11 protein-coding genes and 1 pseudogene are annotated in these 14,872 nt (G+C 69.6%); 9 read left to right on the top strand and 3 right to left on the bottom strand.

Going from position 1 to position 14,872, the window contains the following annotated elements:
• Positions 1-11: 11 nt before the first annotated feature.
• The gene (locus tag STRIP9103_RS37515) at positions 12-962 is read left to right on the top strand and encodes a LysR family transcriptional regulator (protein WP_009334149.1); all 951 of its coding nucleotides are present in this window, start codon (positions 12-14) and stop codon (positions 960-962) included.
• 220 nt (positions 963-1,182) lie between these two features.
• Positions 1,183-2,172 (top strand): phosphotransferase family protein, encoded by a 990-nt coding sequence (locus STRIP9103_RS37510; RefSeq protein ID WP_009334105.1) that lies wholly within the window; start codon positions 1,183-1,185, stop codon positions 2,170-2,172.
• Between the two features lie 167 nt (positions 2,173-2,339).
• Here the strand turns inward: STRIP9103_RS37510 and STRIP9103_RS37505 are convergent, their stop codons facing one another.
• Together STRIP9103_RS37505 and STRIP9103_RS37500 are read right to left on the bottom strand one after the other, a co-directional pair.
• On the bottom strand, positions 2,340-3,944 hold the full coding sequence (locus STRIP9103_RS37505; protein WP_009334145.1) for a vWA domain-containing protein: 1,605 nt from the start codon (positions 3,942-3,944) through the stop codon (positions 2,340-2,342).
• Between the two features lie 20 nt (positions 3,945-3,964).
• Complete coding sequence (locus STRIP9103_RS37500; RefSeq protein ID WP_009334153.1) at positions 3,965-5,164, bottom strand: AAA family ATPase; 1,200 nt, start codon at positions 5,162-5,164, stop codon at positions 3,965-3,967.
• A 453-nt stretch (positions 5,165-5,617) separates the two neighbouring features.
• Here STRIP9103_RS37500 and STRIP9103_RS37495 point away from each other — a divergent pair, with 453 nt between their 5' ends.
• From STRIP9103_RS37495 to STRIP9103_RS37470, 6 genes are all read left to right on the top strand, one after another.
• Entirely contained in the window at positions 5,618-6,877 is a 1,260-nt protein-coding gene (locus tag STRIP9103_RS37495; RefSeq protein WP_009334143.1) for an ABC transporter substrate-binding protein, read from the top strand.
• A 64-nt stretch (positions 6,878-6,941) separates the two neighbouring features.
• The gene (locus tag STRIP9103_RS37490) at positions 6,942-7,892 is read left to right on the top strand and encodes a carbohydrate ABC transporter permease (protein WP_009334148.1); all 951 of its coding nucleotides are present in this window, start codon (positions 6,942-6,944) and stop codon (positions 7,890-7,892) included.
• On the top strand, positions 7,892-8,725 hold the full coding sequence (locus tag STRIP9103_RS37485) for a carbohydrate ABC transporter permease (RefSeq protein ID WP_009334099.1): 834 nt from the start codon (positions 7,892-7,894) through the stop codon (positions 8,723-8,725). The genes STRIP9103_RS37490 and STRIP9103_RS37485 overlap by 1 nt, the downstream gene beginning before the upstream one ends.
• A gap of 160 nt (positions 8,726-8,885) precedes the next feature.
• A complete protein-coding gene (locus STRIP9103_RS37480; RefSeq protein ID WP_009334141.1) occupies positions 8,886-10,070 on the top strand; it encodes an ABC transporter ATP-binding protein in 1,185 nt (394 codons plus the stop codon).
• Between the two features lie 642 nt (positions 10,071-10,712).
• On the top strand, positions 10,713-10,931 hold the full coding sequence (locus tag STRIP9103_RS37475) for a hypothetical protein (RefSeq protein WP_009334091.1): 219 nt from the start codon (positions 10,713-10,715) through the stop codon (positions 10,929-10,931).
• 274 nt (positions 10,932-11,205) lie between these two features.
• The gene (locus STRIP9103_RS37470) at positions 11,206-12,030 is read left to right on the top strand and encodes an SAM-dependent methyltransferase (RefSeq protein ID WP_009334133.1); all 825 of its coding nucleotides are present in this window, start codon (positions 11,206-11,208) and stop codon (positions 12,028-12,030) included.
• 803 nt (positions 12,031-12,833) lie between these two features.
• Here STRIP9103_RS37470 and STRIP9103_RS37465 read toward each other — a convergent pair.
• A complete protein-coding gene (locus tag STRIP9103_RS37465) occupies positions 12,834-13,868 on the bottom strand; it encodes a sulfotransferase family protein (RefSeq protein WP_009334087.1) in 1,035 nt (344 codons plus the stop codon).
• Between the two features lie 541 nt (positions 13,869-14,409).
• Between STRIP9103_RS37465 and STRIP9103_RS37460 the strand changes: the two are divergent.
• Positions 14,410-14,872 (top strand): annotated as a pseudogene (locus STRIP9103_RS37460) (HAD-IC family P-type ATPase); the annotation flags it as partial.

Genomic DNA, 14,872 nt, shown 5'->3' with positions numbered 1-14,872 from the left:
AGGCTGGACCGGTGCGCTATGACCTGGATGACCTGCGGCTCTTTCTTCACATCGTCACCGAGGGGTCGATCACGGCGGGCGCCGAGCGGATGCATCTGAGCCTGCCCTCGGCCAGCGCCAGAGTGCGCTCACTCGAACGCCATGCCGGCGTGGCGCTGCTGATCCGCGGCCGGCGAGGCGTGCGGCCCACGCCGGCCGGGACGACCCTGGCCCGCCACGCACGCGACGTGCTCGACCGCACCGCACGGCTGGAGAGCGCCGTCGCGAGCTACACCCGCTCCCCGACCGCTCCGCTGACCCTGCTGGGCGGCGGTTCCGCGATGCACAGGCTCGTACCGCGCGCACTGGTCTCGTTCCTGCGAGAACACCCGGACATCGACGTCACCGTGTCCGAGAGCCGTACCCCCCAGACCGTGCGCATGCTCGCCGACGGCGAGGCGGACCTGGGGGTCGTCCTCGACGACGAGGCCCGCGAGTGCGGTCTGCGGATGGAACCCCTCGGCGACGACTCCCTGGTCGTGATCGGCCAGGCCGGCGGCATCCTCACCGACCGAACCGCGCTCACCTACAGCGAGGTCGCCGAGCACCCTCTCGTCGGGCTCGACCCCGACTCGTCGCTGCGACGCTGGATCGAGAAGCACCTGGGAGCACACGCTCCGGTGGTGCGCTACCGCACCACCGTCGCCAACCTCAGCGTCCTCGTCGCCCTCGCCGCCGCCGGCGCCGGACTCGCCGTCGTACCGCGCCGCGCCATCGACCCCCACCAGCCACTCGACGTATGCGAACTCCAGGAGACCTGGGCCCGCCGCCACCACCTGCTGGCCTGGGGCGTCAAGGAGCGCGCGGCACCGCCGGCCACCGACGCGCTGGCCGAACACCTCCGTCACGCCGCGCTGTCCGAACCCTCCTCCTACAACACCCCCGGAGACCTCGCCGGCCGACGGCCCTTCCACGACTGCTGACGCGTGCGCCCAACCCGTCACGGCCGAGGGGTGGACCAGTCGCTCGGTTTCTCGGAACCGACCGGCCTGTCACCCGGGCAGGGAAGGGGATGCTCGGAGGTTCGGAACCCATGGCGCACCCCGGGCCGGCGTGTCCTTGGACGCCGAACAAACCGATCGCCCCCACGCCGATGCTCCCGTAGGGTGCGCGGATTGTCGTGACGGAGAGGCGGTTCGGAACATGGCAGCCAGGGCAGTGGCGCGGGGGCAGTTGGCGGATGCGGCGCGGGCCGCGCTGGGCGGTGGGCGGCGGCTGGAGGCGGTCGAGAGGGTCGCGGGCGGCAGCAAGAAGGGCGTGTACCGCCTGGTGATGGACGACGCGACGACGGCGATCGCCTACCTGTGGGACGACGCCGAGAACTACTGGCCGGCGGTCGAGGGCGACGACGACCTCACCGACCCGTTCTCGCCCGGCCTGGGGCTCGACCTGTTCGAGGCCGCGCACGCGCGGCTGGACGCGCTCGGCGTCCGCGTCCCGGCGATCCGGCTGCTCGACCGTGACGGCACCCACTACCCGGCCGACCTCGCGATCGTGGAGGACGTCCCGGGCGAGAACCTGGAGAAGCTGCTCGCGCGCGACCCCAGCGCGGCTGCACCGGTCATGGCCCGGCTCGGGGAGGCGTTGGAGTCGATGCGGGAGCATCGGGCCTCCACGTACGGCAAGGTGGCCGTGGTCGACGGAGACGGTACATCGCGCGGGACGTCGTGCGAGGGGGTCGTCCTGGACCGCGCGCTGCGGGACCTCGCCGAGGCGGCGTCGCGTGATCCGCGGATCGCGGGGGCCCGCGACCGGCTGTGGGAGCGGCTGCTGGATCTGGCGGCGGCGGTACGGCCGCGCGCGGAGTACGCCGTCGTGCACGGTGAACTGGGACCCGACCACGTGCTGGTGGACGCGGACGGGAACCCCGTGGTCATCGACATCGAGGGCTTGATGTACTTCGACGTCGAGTGGGAGCACGTCTTCCTGCGAATCCGTCTCCACGACGCCTACCGGCCGCTGGAGGTGGACGGACTGGACGAGGACCGGCTGGCGCTCTACACGCTCGCGCAGCGCCTGTCGCTGACGGCGGGTCCGTTGCGGCTGCTCGACGGAGACTTCCCCGACAGGGCGTTCATGGCGGGAATCGCGGAGCACAACCTGAAGATGGCGCTGGGCCTGGTCCACGCCTGAACGCCCCTGGCATCCCACTCGGCCCCGGGCTCGAACGACGAGGCGTAGACCTCACCGATGAGCTGCCCACCCGGCTCTCTGCTGTTCTCCACAGCCGTCGTCTCGTTCTTCTGCGCCATGGCTCAGATCCCCTTTTGAGTGTCGGGGTCGCGGGGGAGGAGGCCGGATCAGATCACGCGGAAGAGGTCGGCGGCGGCGTGGACATCGGTGAGGTCCTCGATGGAGCGGAGGTTGTCGCACAGGGACTCCAGCACCGAGTCGGCTTCGGCGACGCGTGGGGCGCCGACGGCCACGCCGAAGACCCGGAAGCCCAACCGGTGCTTGGCATCGTTCCAGTCGCGCATCCATGCCTCGGTGACGCCGCAGTCGTCGTCGGTGATCATCACGATGTCGCCGCGTCTGCGGGCGGTGTCGTTGAACTCCTCCTCCAGCAGTTTCCCGGCCGCTGTCAGCGGCGTCTGGTAGCTGGTGCCGCCGCCGAGGAAGGCCTCCGCGAAGTCGAGGGTGCGGTCGATGCCGGCGGGCCGGTCGGCCGGGAAGCGGAAGACCTGGATCTTGTCGGCGGCGGAGAACAGGATGCCGACGAAGTCACGCCCCGAGTGGCGGGCCTGGTCCAGCAGCGCCAGGGCGCACGCCTTGGCCCACGCCTCCCGGGTGACCCCACCGGGCCCTGCCTCGTACATGGAGTGCGAGGTGTCCACGCACGCGATGACGGCGCCCTGGCCGGTGGCCTGCTCGCCCTGGCTGTCGTAGAGCATCAGCTCCCCGGCGGCGTACCGCACGGCGAACACCGCCCGCAGCTCGGGCACGCCGAGGCCCGCCAGCTCGGAGGGGATGACGCGGGAGAGATCGTTGCCGAGCGTGACGCCGACCAGTTCCCCGGTGGCGTTCTCCACCTTGCGGGCGCGCTCACCGTGGGCCATCTGCCGGAAGCGACCGATCAGCTCGGCCCACTGTGCGAGGCGGCCGGTGCGCAGCCGCTCGGCGAGCCGGGCCCGCCGGTCGAACGGCATCCGCTCCAGCTCGCCGGGGCCGACGCCCCATGCCCGCATCAGCGCGGCCTCCTCCCGCACGGCCTCGGCGGCCTTCGCCGCCGCGTTCCGCGCGGCGGCACGGGCACCGGGGGCCGCCGCCGCGAGGGCCCGCGCCGCGTCCTGGGCGGCCTGCCGCGCAGTGGCCTCGGCGGTCTCGGTGGTCTCGATCGCCTGTTGTACGGCGTCGGCGGCCGGAGCAGGCACGGTGCCGTCCTCGGCGGCCCGCTGGAGCGCCTGACTCACGGCGGTCGCCGCGCCTTCGGCGTCCTGCTGGGCCTCCTTCGCCTGCTCGGCCCGTGCCTGGGCCTCCCGGGAGCGCTCCAGCAGCCCCCGCAGCGTGGTGGCCTGGGCGAGTACGGCCATGGCGGCGGCATAGGGGTCGCCCGCCGTCTCGCGGTGCAGCTCGGCGAACTCCGGTGACTCCACCAGCGAGGTGATGACCTGGTGGTTCACCAGCCGGGAGGGGTCCATCTCCGCGCGCTCACGCAAGCGCGGTCCGACCTTGTAGGCGGCCAGGAACGCGTCGGTCAGAAGGTCGATGGTGTGGTCGTGGCGCTCGTTCAGCTCCTCGGCCAGATCGCGCAGTGCGGCCGACTGCTCATAGGTGTCGCGCCATGTGATCCGGTCGAACCGGTCCACGACCACGGCCGCGGTGTGCCGCTCGCCGGCGGCGGACAGGCCCAGCCACTTTCCGGCCCGGCTCGTCAACTCGTCGAGCTTGCTCGGTGTCGTGTCCATGCTTCTGATCGCCCTGGTGCTCAGAGCTGGGCCTGCACCATGCTCGCGTCCACGCCGAGTGCCTCGGTGAGAACGCGGGCGCGGACGGCGCGCTGGCGGCCGGTGACCCGGTCGATGGCGGCGGTGGAGCGGCCGGCTCTCGCGGCCTCCTCGCGCAGTTTCTCCAGCCGCTTCCCCGCCATGGCGAGCTTGTTGTGGGCCTTCTTGATGACCCACTCGCTCAGCGCCTCGCGGGACTGCCCGGCCATGGCGTCGAGTTGGGCCTCCAACTCGTCGATGGCGTCGGCCAGGTCGAGCGCCTCCTTGGCGTCGGGGTTGACCAGGTGCAGCACCTCGCGCTCGACGGTCGGGCGCTGGGCGGGGGAGTCCCACAGCACGTGAGTCAGCAGCGACAGGTCGGCCTCGGCGACCGCCGTGCGGCCGTCGAGGAACGCGGACGCCTGGAGCAGGCCGACCGCCTGCCGCCAGCGGCGGTCGGAGGCGACGAGTTCCTTGCGGCGCAGGGCGGCCCGCAGCGTGCACACCGCGTCCACGATCACGTCGGGGACGTCCACGGCCGGGACGGCTTCGGTTACGGCGTGCTGCAACGCGGCCAGCTCGACCGTGGTCCGTGTCGGTGCCGCCGGGCGGCTGACGGCGGAGCGGACCAGCGCGGCGAAGTTCGAGGGGTCTTCCAGGTACCCGACCTCGATCCGCACCAGCAGCCGGTCGTAGATCGCGGCCGAATCCTCTTCGCTGGGCAGTTCGTTGCTCGCCGTGATGGCTCCGATCAGGGGGCAGCGGATCGGCTCACCGCCGTTCTCGGGGTGGTAGATCCGCTCGTTGAGGTAGCCCAGCGTCTCGTTCAGCGCCGCCGTGGAGCACTTGAAGATCTCGTCGATGAACGCGATGTGCGCGGTCGTGGCGCGGCCGTCGTAGACCTGGCGGTACTCACCCCGGGCCAGCGCGGCGACGTCGATGGGACCGAACATCCTCGTCGGCGCGGTGAACTTCGACAGCAGGATCTCCCAGTAGGCCGCCCCCTCGATCCTGCCCGTGAGCTCCCGGGCCATCTCGGACTTCGCCGTTCCGGGCGGGCCGAGCACCAGCGAGTGCTGCCCGGCCAGCAGAGTCACCACCAGCGTCCGCACCACGTCGGCCCGCTCGTAGAAACGGTCCGACAGCTCGTCGCTGATCGCCCGCAGCCTCTTGGCCGTGTCCTGCGCGTCCTGTGCGTCCACATTCAACTCCCTGACCGCGACGCCCTGTTGGGCTGACGAGACGGCCCTTCTCTCCGAAGCTACGACGAAGGGACAAAGTAGCTGACGGTCATAGCGAGCCGGCCGGAACAGCCGGGCGGAGCCGATGCTCTCCCTCGGACACTCGGACAGGGCGCCTTGCGGTCGGAGACGGTCACCGGTGGCGGCAGATGGTCGGCCCCCGGTCGGCGCGGGACTGCGATGCCGCGCGGTCGTCGGCCGCCGGTGGGTGATGGATGGCAGGTTGGGGGCAATTGGTCGATACAGGTGATGTTTCGAATGTTTATGCCTTATGTTGCGCTCTGTGGTGCCTAGCCTTGGCTCGGAACTGAAAAACGCCGCGGGGCCACGTCCCGTGCCGCCGTCCCGGGAGCGAGGTGTCGCCGCGTGCGCGGGTGCGGATTCCACCGGGTTCCGGGAGAGAAGGTGCATTCCGTGCGGACGCGACGGCTGGGAGCTCTTGCCGTACTGCCGTTACTGGCGTCCCTGCTCGCCGCCTGTGGCGGCGATGAGGGCGCCGGCACGCGCAGCGTCAACTGGTACAACTTCCCCGACGACTCCGGTGCGCTGCAGAAGGCGGCGGACCGGTGCAGCCGGGCGTCCGGCGGCCGCTACCGGGTCGTCTACCACAAGCTTCCGCGCGCCGCCGACGGCCAGCGTCAGCAACTCGTCCGCAGGCTCGCCGCCAAGGACGACTCGCTCGACATCCTCGGCCTGGACGTCACCTGGCCGGCGGAGTTCGCCGAGGCACGCTGGATCCGTGAGTGGACGGGCGCGGCGAAGCGACAGGCCACCGAGGGCACCCTGCGGGCGCCGCTGCAGACCTCGACCTGGAAGGGCAAGCTCTACGCCGTCCCGTACAACACCAACACCCAACTCCTGTGGTACCGCAAGGACCTGGTACCCACCGCGCCCACAACGTGGGCCGAGCTGCTGGACATGGCGCGCCGGCTCGCCCGGCAGGGCAAACCCCACTACGTGGAGATCCAGGGCGCCCAGTACGAGGGACTGACCGTCTGGTTCAACACGCTGGTCAACAGCGCGGGCGGCGCCATCCTCAACCCGAGCGCGACCGAGCCCTCCCTCGGCCCACCCGCGATGCGGGCCGCCGGCATCATGCGCGACCTGGCGAACTCCCCGGCCGCCGACCCCTCCCTGTCCAACCAGATGGAGGACCAGAACCGCCTGGCCATGGAGTCGGGAACTGCGGCGTTCGAGCTCAACTACCCGTTCGTCCATCCGTCGATGAAGGCGAACAACCCGCGGCTGTTCAAGAACTTCCGCTGGGCTCCGTACCCCCGGGTCGACGCCGACCGCCCGGCACGGCCCACCATCGGGGGCATCGACCTGGCGGTCAGTGCCTACTCGCGCCACCCCGACCTGGCCTTCGAAGCGGCCCTGTGCCTGCGCAACCGCGAGAACCAGCTCACCGCCGCGCTGGAGGGCGGTCTGCCCCCGACCCTGCGGGCCCTGTACGACGAGCCGTCGTTCGTCAAGGAGTACCCGTTCGCCGGGGAAGTGCTCGCCGCCCTGCAGTCGGCGAGCGTACGCCCGCTCACTCCCGCCTACCAGAACGTGTCGATCGTGATTTCCCACGCGCTGTCTCCGCCGTCCGCGATCGAACCGGAGAGCTCGGTCGACACCATCAGGGAACAGATCGACGATGCCCTGCGATCCAAGGGTGTGATCCCGTGAACCGCCACCGCCCGTACCCGGCCGTCGGCCGGCACCCGCGGCACCCGTACCGAGGGGGCCCGAGATGAGTGCGCGGACCCGCACGGCCGGGGGCCCGCCGACCGCCGAACAGCGGACGGGGCGGGACCGTCCGGCACTCTCGGCGGGTGCCAGGCAGGAGCGACGGCTCGGCTGGCTGCTCTGCGCGCCCGCCGTGATCGTCATGCTCGCCGTGACCGCCTATCCCATCGGATACGCCGTCTATCTGTCCCTCCAGCGGTACGACCTGCGCTTCCCGGGACAGGCGGAGTTCATCGGTCTGAGCAACTACGGGGCGGTGCTGTCCTCCTCGTACTGGTGGGACGCCTTCTGGGTGACGGCGTTCATCACCGGGGTCTCCGTGGCCATCGAGCTGGTACTCGGCATGGGGCTCGCCCTGGTGATACACCGCACCCTCTTCTGGCGCGGCGTCGTCCGCACCTCTGTGCTCATTCCGTACGGCATCGTCACCGTGGTCGCCGCCTTCTCCTGGCAGTACGCCTGGACCCCGCGGCTCGGATACTTCGCCGACCTGCTGCCCAGCGGAAGCGCTCCGCTGACCGAGCAGTGGCCCGCCCTGTGGCTGATCGTCCTCGCCGAGGTGTGGAAGACGACGCCGTTCATGGCGCTGCTGCTGCTCGCGGGCCTCGCCCTGGTCCCCGAGGAGACCCTGCGGGCCGCCATGGTGGACGGCGCCTCCCCGTGGCAGCGGTTCACCAAGGTCATGGTGCCGCTGATGAAACCGGCCATCCTGGTGGCACTGCTCTTCCGCACGCTGGACGCGTTCCGGATCTTCGACAACGTCTACATCCTCACCGCGGGCGCACACGGCACCGGGTCCGTGTCGATCCTCGGCTACGACAACCTGTTCACCGCGCTGAACCTGGGCATCGGATCGACGATCTCGGTGCTGATCTTCATCTGCGTCGCGATCATCGCCTTCACCTTCGTCAGACTCTTCGGCACGGCCGCACCGGGCGCGGAGGTGAAGCGCTGATGGCCGCTGTGGGAAAGGCACACGCCACCCGATGGGGCGTGGTGAACGTGGTCGTGGTGCTGTACGCGCTGTTCCCGGTGTGGTGGATCGCCGCGCTGTCGTTCAAGGACCCCGGCACCCTCACCGACGGTGACTACATTCCCAGGGACTGGACCTGGGAGAACTACCGGGGCATCTTCCGAACCAGCGAGTTCACCCGCGCGCTGGTCAACTCGATCGGTATCGCCCTGATCGCCACGGTGATCGCCGTCGTGCTGGGAACCATGGCCGCCTACGCGGTGGCCAGGCTCAGGTTCCCCGGCAAGCGGATCCTCATCGGCATGTCCCTGCTGATCGCCATGTTCCCGCCGATCTCCCTGGTGTCACCGCTGTTCAACATCGAGCGGATCCTGGGGATCTTCGACACCTGGCTCGGGCTGATCATCCCGTACATGACCTTCTCGCTGCCGCTGGCCATCTACACCCTGTCGGCGTTCTTCCGGGAGATCCCCTGGGACCTGGAGAAGGCCGCCAAGGTCGACGGGGCCACGCCGGCGCAGGCGTTCCGGTTGGTCATCGTGCCGCTGGCGGCGCCGGGCGTGTTCACCACGGCGATCCTCGTGTTCATCTTCTGCTGGAACGACTTCCTGTTCGCGATCTCGCTGACCTCCACCGAGTCCGCGCGCACCGTGCCGGCCGCGATCGCGTTCTTCACCGGGAGTTCGCAGTTCGAGCAACCCACGGGATCGATCGCCGCGGCAGCTGTGGTGATCACCGTCCCGATCATCGTTTTCGTGCTGTTCTTCCAGCGGCGGATCGTCGCCGGACTGACCTCCGGGGCGGTCAAGGGGTGACCGGCACCCAGGCGGCGGATCCGTCGCCGGCTTCGGCACACCGTTCCCGCACACCGGACCCGGAAGGCGCGCAGGCATGAAGCCATGAAGGCGTGAAGGCATGAAGCCATGCAGGCACATGCAGGCACATGCAGGCATGAAGGCAAGGAGGCACCAGTCCGTGGCCGAGATCGTCCTTGAGGGAGTCACCAAGCGTTATCCCGACGGATCCCTCGCCGTGCAAGGCGTGGACCTCGACATCGCCGACGGCGAGTTCGTGATCCTGGTCGGTCCGTCCGGATGCGGCAAGTCCACCACCCTGAACATGATCGCCGGTCTGGAGGACATCACCGCGGGCACCCTGCGCATCGGGGACCGGGTCGTGAACGATCTCCCGCCCAAGGACCGTGACGTCGCGATGGTGTTCCAGAGCTATGCCCTGTACCCGCACCTGACCGTGCGCGAGAACATGGGCTTTCCGCTGCGTCTGGCCAAGGTGGACAAGAGCACCGTCAACACCAAGGTCGCGGAGGCCGCCCGGATCCTCGCTCTGACCGAGTTCCTGGACCGCAGGCCGGCCGCCCTGTCCGGTGGGCAGCGACAGCGCGTGGCCATGGGGCGGGCGATCGTCCGTGACCCGAAGGCGTTCCTGATGGACGAGCCGCTGTCCAACCTGGACGCCAAGCTCCGCGTCCAGATGCGCACCCAGATCTCCCGGCTGCAAAGGCGCCTGGGCACCACCACCGTGTACGTCACCCACGACCAGACCGAGGCGATGACACTCGGCGACCGCGTCGTGGTCATGAGGCTGGGGGTGGTCCAACAGGTCGGCACGCCCGCCCAGCTGTACGACTTCCCGCGCAACCTCTTCGTCGCGGGTTTCATCGGCTCCCCGGCGATGAACTTCCTCAACGCCACCATGGAGGGCGGTGTCCTGCACTCCTCCATCGGGGACCTGCCACTGGAGGACCGTACGAGGCGGGCACTGGAGCGGCAGACCGTACCCCGCGAGGTCATCCTCGGGCTGCGTCCCGAGGCGTTCGAGGACGTGGCCCTGGCGCACGCCGGGCGCGGGCCGGTCATCACCGCCACCGTGGACGTCCTGGAGTCCCTGGGCTCCGATGTGTACATCCACTTCACCGAGGAGGGCGGGCCCGCGCGGACCGCCGAACTCGAGGAGCTTGCCACCGACTCGGGTCTGCACGACACCGGTGCCGAGGCCGTCCAGCAGGTCGTGGCCCGCCTGGACGCCGCCACACGCGCCCGCGAGGGGCAACGCCTGGAGCTACGGATCGACATGAGTAAAGCGCATGTGTTCGACCCGGCAACCGGCGCCAACCTCTCGCATCCGACGAACGCCGGCTGACACCACACCGGCCCACTCGCCGGGGCCCACCGGCGAGGTCTGCTCCTCACGCATCCGCCGGGCCCCGAAGGAGGCTTCCGCCCTCGGCTCCCACCAGCGGCGTCGCCGGAACGTCACCACACGCGTCCATGGGTCACCACACGCGTCCATGGGTCACCACATGCGTCAATGGGTCACCACATGCGTCCATGGGTCACACCGCATGTGTCCATGGCCCGATACCGGACGAGACGGCATTCCGTGGTGATCTCGGCAAGGCGCCCCCGACATCGAGGGACTGGGCATGTCTGTCCCAGGCCGAGGCCGGGCAGCCACCCAGTGGCGCTCGGCGTGGTCGTCGTGGCGGGTGTGCGACGTTCCCTTCACCCGGTCGCCCCGGGAGCGCAGCACCTCGCCTGCCTCGTCCGCCCGCGAGGAGTGCGGGCTGCCCCACAGATCCGACCCGAGGGAGCCGAAACCGGCCCGGACGGGCACGGGCTCCGGCACGGCACGGCCCGGACGCCGGATCGCGGGGCGCCGCTCGGTCGGCTGCCGCGCAGCCGCCGGAGCCGTCGGTGTCGCGCTACCGCCCGGCGGGCGTCGTGCGGCTCCGGCCCGGATCGATGCCGAGTCCGCCGGCGAGCCGGACCACGGTCGCGTCATATGTGCGCAGCGCACCTGTCGAAGGAACCGCGAGGCGCCAGCGGTTCGGCTGAGGTCCTCGAAGCCCGGCGTTCCATCGACACGGACGTCGACCGGACCCGGCAGGCGTCCCTGCGCAGGTTCGACCTGGAGGACGGATTCCGGCTGTTCAAGCAGCCCTGGTTGGACCCTGCCGGCGGCTGCGGGAGCCGAAAGCGGCCGACCGGTGGGACAGGCTGACCATCGCCGCCCGCACCCAGTTCCGGCTCGCCCGCCCACTCTTTCGCCCGGGACCTGCGGCACCCCTTGCAGCAGCTGGCCTCATCCGAACGGCACGCGGCACGGGAGGCAGGAGGGTTCACCCATGGAGATCAGCCTGGCCCCAAGTCCCCGCGTGTCTCCCGCGGTTCACGGTCAGTGGTGCCCAAGCGCGCGAAGCGGCTGCGGTCGCTGGGGATGTGCGTCTAGGTTGGGCCACATCCTGATCTCTGTTGCCCGAAGGAGACCACTCGGTATGTCGGATCTCTCAGTTCCACGTGACGAAGGCGTCGCACGAATAGACCGGCTCCGCACGGATGTGTCACATTCGGCCCGGATCTGGAACTACTGGCTGGGGGGTAAGGACCACTACACGGTCGACGAGCAGGTCGGCGACCAGATCCTCTCCTTCGTGCCCGCGCTGCCTCGCTCAGCGGTGGCCGACCGGAAGTTCCTGGCTCGTGCGGTCCGCGTCCTCGCCGCCGAGGCGGGCATCCGCCAGTTCCTGGACATCGGCACGGGTCTGCCGACCGCCGACAACACTCACGAGGTCGCTCAGCGGGTGGACCCGTCCTGCCGGATCGTCTACGTCGACAACGATCCCATCGTTCTCACGCACGCCCATGCTCTGCTCACCAGCACGTCCGAGGGCACGACCGACTACATCGAGGCGGACGTGCACGACCCCGAGGCAATCCTGCGGGGGGCTGCGGAGACCCTGGATTTCGAACGCCCGATCGCGGTCACCATGCTGGGCGTCCTCAACTTCGTCATGGACACCGACGAGGCGGCTTCCATTGTCCACCGCCTCATGGACGCCGTACCGTCCGGCAGTCACCTCGTCATCTCCCACCCCACGACCGAGGTGGACGGTGAGGCGATGACGGAGGCTGTGCGGTACTGGAACAGCCAGGGCTCGGCACCGATGACGCTACGCAGCCATGCGGACCTCGTACGCCTCTTCGACCCCGTCGAACTCCTTCCACCGGGTATCGTCTCCTGCTCCCGCTGGCGCCCCGACACCAACGACGGGGAGATCGTCGATGTCACCCACTTCGGCGGCGTCGGCAGGAAGCGATGACACCTCCGGTACGGAGCGTGCCGACGCCGGTCATGTGAGTCCGGGGCCATGGCGTCGTGCATCTCACCGCCACCCTTGAGGTCGCGAGTCCTTCCTCCCGTTGACCCCCCGGGTGGGGACCGTACCGTTCGAGAAGGTCCTGCCAGGTGCTCACGGCGCCGCACCAAGCCCTCATCGATGGCCTCCAGCGCTTCCGCTGCCGACGCCCGCACCGGGTGGGGCAGGCCGTCGTAGACAGCAAGCCGGTAGGCGACCGTGCGGCGGGCCTGCCTTTCCCCGCGCTCACCCCGCCGGGTGTCAGGGGGAACGCCGCCGCCTCATACAACGCGACCACCCCACCAACCGGTCGGCCGGAACCCGGCGCAGGCCCCACACCCGGGCGGGACAGCGCATCTACGGAAGCCGGGCGCAGGTTCACACGCTGCGCCCGGCCACGCTCCCTACCGCCCCGATCACACCAAGTCCCGGCGGTGCACTCATGCGCACCTGGATTCTGCAGGCCGGATCCGAGAACGTGGCATACCGACGAACAGCAGGTTGTGCGATGAAGAAACTCTCCGCGGCCACAACCGACCCACCGACAGCGCGCGGGCCGTAACCAGGGTGCAGGAGCGTCGCTGAGTACGGCGAGACGTGTTTCCGCAACCCCCGTGAAACGCGTGACTGAGCCCCCGGCCCGGTGGGGCACCGGGGGCTCATCGCTGTCACAGATCCCTCGTCGCAGCCGCCCCCGCGCAGTGCGTGGCTGCTGCCTCGTCAGGTTCGGCGGCGTCGAAGGCAGAAAACTGACGCGGGCGGCGTTGTCACCGGTCCGGTCGTCCCCCAAGAACGCGAGTGCCCGGGGCACAGCTCTCCTTCAACTCGGCGAGTTCAGCGGCCGACAGCCTTTGGGCGGAGCCTCGTCGGCTGTGGTCGAGTGAGGCGGATGCGGTGAGCAGCCACTGCGGGAGCGGGTCGACGCCGATGAACTCGGCCAGGCGGGTCAGCTCTTCGGCGGGATTGTCGAGAAGGTCCTCGTAGGCGAGTGTGGTGCGCTGGTCCGCGGGCAGTTGGCTGAGGAACTCCGTGCCTTCGGTGACCAGTTCGGACCACAGAGTGCCGAACGTCCGCAGGGGGAGGTCCCGGTCGCGCACGAGGGCGGCATCGAAGCGGTCGGCAAGCAGCGGTGACAGGTCCACGGGCAGCGAGCGCACGTGCTCGTCGGTCAGGTCGGCGAGACTGCCGACGCCGGCTCGTGCCTTGATCTCGCGCAGCAGGGAGATCGTGCGGTATCCGGGATGACGGCTCATGGACAGGGCGCAGTCCGGTCCCTCTCTGAACATGTGCACGAACCTCGCATCCGGGAACGCGGCCCGTAGCCTTGGCGCCCAGCCTGTCGAGTAACCGGAGCGCTCCACGACGGCGGTCCGTCCGAACCGCACGCAGAGCAGGTCGAACAGCGCTCGGTGGTGCTCGGCGGCGGTGCGCTCGGGCCACCGCACCACCGCAGAGCAGAGCTCGTCGAGGAGCCCGTCCGGGTCGTCGGTGAGGTGAGGCAACACCATCAGGGAGAGCGCGGGAATACCGGTGGTCTCCGCCGCATACCTCCCGGGGCGGCGTGTGTAGAGGAATTCCGGCAGCGGCAGCCCGCTACGGATCATTCGCTCGAAGTGTGGGGCGGGCTGGAAGAGCAACTGCCAGAACTCTCCACCGGTCACCTTCCCTTCGGGGAAGGCGATGTCGCCCACGGAGGCCATGAACTCGTTGAGGCTCAGTACGTCCGGGTGGGCGTTGAGGATGCGTGACAGCGCGGTCGAGCCGCTACGCCCCGTACCAATGACGAAGGTCAAGGAACGCATAGTCACCCTCCGTAGCTTCGCGACACTTAGGACCAAGCCCCAGCTACCGCAGCACTATCCATGACCGCAACGTCTCCAAACGGGCTCTTGCAAAGGTTCCGCCCGGGCGTCTCCCGTCCGCGACGAAAACACCGAGCCGGCAACGGAAAGTCATACCGCGCTCATAGGTGGGTCTCAATCCGGGACGTGCCGCAGATAGGTCTGCGGGGCGGCGAGATGGCGGTGCCAGAGCGCCGGGGGGCCGAGGAAGACGGCGAGGCGTTCTTGGGCGCCGTGGTCAAGCCGACATGTTCCCGTGCTCGTTGCAGGTGGCGCCGGTCGCTGCTATAGGGGTGTGAGGCCGTTCCAGACCGCGCAGCGTGTTTCGGTAGGCCGACAGGAGGGCGTGCGGCTGGGCAGTGGCGGCACGCCAATGCGGCGAGTCAGGAGTACAGAGCCCGGGCGGACAACAGTGTCGCCCCGGGTTGGCGACTGACGGCGAGCGGTATGTGGTCCGGCTGCCCCACCTGCACTGGGCGCCCATGGGTGCCCAGTGGATCGCCGTGAGTCGGCAACGGGCGGCACCCCGCTGCTGGTCGCGATCGAGGACTCCGAGGGTGCCCGGGTCCTGGGGGTCATCCACCTGAAGGACGTGGTCAAGGACGGCATGCGGGAGCGGTTCGAGGAACTGCGCCGCATGGGCATCAAGACCGTCATGATCACCGGTGACAACCCGCTGACCGCGAAGGCGATCGCCGAGGAGGCGGGCGTCGACGACTTCCTCGCGGAAGCCACGCCCGAGGACAAGATGGCTCTCATCAAGCGGGAGCAGGCCGGCGGGAAGCTCGTCGCAACTCCAACCCGACCGAGCTCATCGAGATCGTCGAGATCGGCAAGCAACTGCTCATCACCCGGGGCGCGTTGACGACGTTCTCCATCGCCAACGACGTCGCGAAGTACTTCGCGATCATCCCGGCGCTGTTCGCGGCCGTCTACCCGGGCCTGGACAAGCTCAACATCATGGG

It is taken from the genome of Streptomyces ipomoeae 91-03 (genome assembly GCF_000317595.1).
In the GTDB taxonomy this organism is placed as follows: Bacteria; Actinomycetota; Actinomycetes; order Streptomycetales; family Streptomycetaceae; genus Streptomyces; species Streptomyces ipomoeae.
Note: the sequence above shows the minus strand (reverse complement) of the source record. Positions and strands in the feature narration are given on the sequence as shown.

Coding starts and splice junctions, on each gene's coding strand:
- STRIP9103_RS37465 (WP_009334087.1), bottom strand. CDS start 13,868: ATGCGTTCCTTGACCTTCGTCATTGGTACGGGGCGTAGCGGCTCGACC.
- STRIP9103_RS37490 (WP_009334148.1), top strand. CDS start 6,942: ATGAGTGCGCGGACCCGCACGGCCGGGGGCCCGCCGACCGCCGAACAG.
- STRIP9103_RS37475 (WP_009334091.1), top strand. CDS start 10,713: ATGTGCGCAGCGCACCTGTCGAAGGAACCGCGAGGCGCCAGCGGTTCG.
- STRIP9103_RS37485 (WP_009334099.1), top strand. CDS start 7,892: ATGGCCGCTGTGGGAAAGGCACACGCCACCCGATGGGGCGTGGTGAAC.
- STRIP9103_RS37505 (WP_009334145.1), bottom strand. CDS start 3,944: ATGGACACGACACCGAGCAAGCTCGACGAGTTGACGAGCCGGGCCGGA.
- STRIP9103_RS37470 (WP_009334133.1), top strand. CDS start 11,206: ATGTCGGATCTCTCAGTTCCACGTGACGAAGGCGTCGCACGAATAGAC.
- STRIP9103_RS37510 (WP_009334105.1), top strand. CDS start 1,183: ATGGCAGCCAGGGCAGTGGCGCGGGGGCAGTTGGCGGATGCGGCGCGG.